We start from the raw sequence: 1,378 nt of genomic DNA, 5'->3' as shown, positions 1-1,378 counted from the left end.
ACGTCGAGCGCGTGCCCACGCGGTCGTCCAGCACCTCCAGCAGGTCGTTGCGCTCGGGGGCGCCCATGGGGGAGATCGCGAAGTCATCAATCACCAGCAAGTCCAGCTTGGCCAGGTGCGCCAGCCGACGTGCGAAGCTGCCGTCGCCGTGCGCAACCTGCAATTCATCGAACAGACGCGCGGCGCGCGTGTACAGCACCGAGAAGCCCGAACGCGCCGCCTGATGCGCCAGCGCGCACGCCAGCCAGGTCTTGCCGCAGCCCGTCGCGCCGGTGACCAGCAGATTCTGCGCACGGCGCAGCCAGTCGCCGCCGGCCAGCGCGGCCACCAGAGCGCGGTCCAGCGAGCGACTCGCGCGCCAGTTAATGTTCTCCACGCAGGCCGAACTCACCTTGAGCTTCGCCGCCTTCATCAGGCGCGCCACGCGCTTGTCGTCGCGCCATGCGATCTCGCGCTGCACCAGCAGCGTCAGCCGCTCATCGAAGCCCAGCGCCGTGGCTGCGGTGCTGGTGGTCTGCTCTTCGATGGCGCGCACCATGCCGTCCAGACGCAGGCTGCGCAGTTGGTCCAGTGTGTGTTCATTCAGCATCTTCAATCTCCTTCGGGGGTTACAACAAGGGGCAATGGGTCAGTGGTAGTAGTCGGGCCCGCGTACGTTCTCGTGCGCAGGCAGCGGCGCGGGGGGCGTTGCGAACAAGGCGGGCTGGCGGTCCAGGCCGTTCTTCAGGATCGAGGCCACGCTGCGGTAGGTCGGCGAGCGGATCGCCAGCGCCCGGGTGCAGGCAGCCTCCAGCCGGGGCGGCGTGTACTCGCGCGCCAGGCGCTGCAGGCCCAGACAGGCGCGGTAGCCCTGCTCGGGGTGCGGGCGGTGTTCGAGCTGCCAGGTCACCACGGCCGCGGCGCTCACGCCAATGCGACGGCCCCAATCGATCAACTTCTGGGGCGTCCACTCCAGGTGGGCGCGGTGAGATGCCGGCATGTGCTCGGCCACGGTCGTGTGGGCACCACGCCGGTGGCTCAAGGCATGGCAGGCCACGCGCTGGTTGGCCGCGAAGCACTCCACGAGGTTCGCCGTCACGCGCAGCTCGACCGTCGTTCGCACCAGAGCGTGCGGCACGCTGTAGTAGTGGCCGTCGAATTCGACGTGGTAATCGATGTTGACCTTGGCCGAGCGCCAGGTGCATAGCTCGAAGCGTGTGGCCGGCAGCGGGCGTAGCGCCGGCGCATCGAGCGCCTCGAAGGCGCTGCGCCGGCAACCTGGTAGCTTCTTGAAGGCACGCCGATTCAGATCGACCAGCAGCTCGGCGATGGCGCCGTTGAGCTCGGCCAGGCTGAAGAAGCGCCGGTTGCGCAGCCGCGCCAGAATCCATCGCTCGAC

Annotated in this window: 2 protein-coding genes; both read right to left on the bottom strand. The window is 68.7% G+C overall.

Going from position 1 to position 1,378, the window contains the following annotated elements; all coding sequences use genetic code 11:
* The coding region (locus RCH10_RS27650) for an ATP-binding protein (protein WP_409054848.1) at positions 1-589 on the bottom strand (589 nt) is incomplete at its 3' end.
* A 39-nt stretch (positions 590-628) separates the two neighbouring features.
* Positions 629-1,378 (bottom strand): Mu transposase domain-containing protein (locus RCH10_RS27645; RefSeq protein WP_409054847.1); only part of this gene is annotated, 750 nt, incomplete at its 5' end.

Origin of the sequence: Variovorax sp. GrIS 2.14, from assembly GCF_046115955.1 — a bacterium.
Lineage (GTDB): Bacteria > Pseudomonadota > Gammaproteobacteria > Burkholderiales > Burkholderiaceae_C > Variovorax.
Note: the sequence above shows the minus strand (reverse complement) of the source record. Positions and strands in the feature narration are given on the sequence as shown.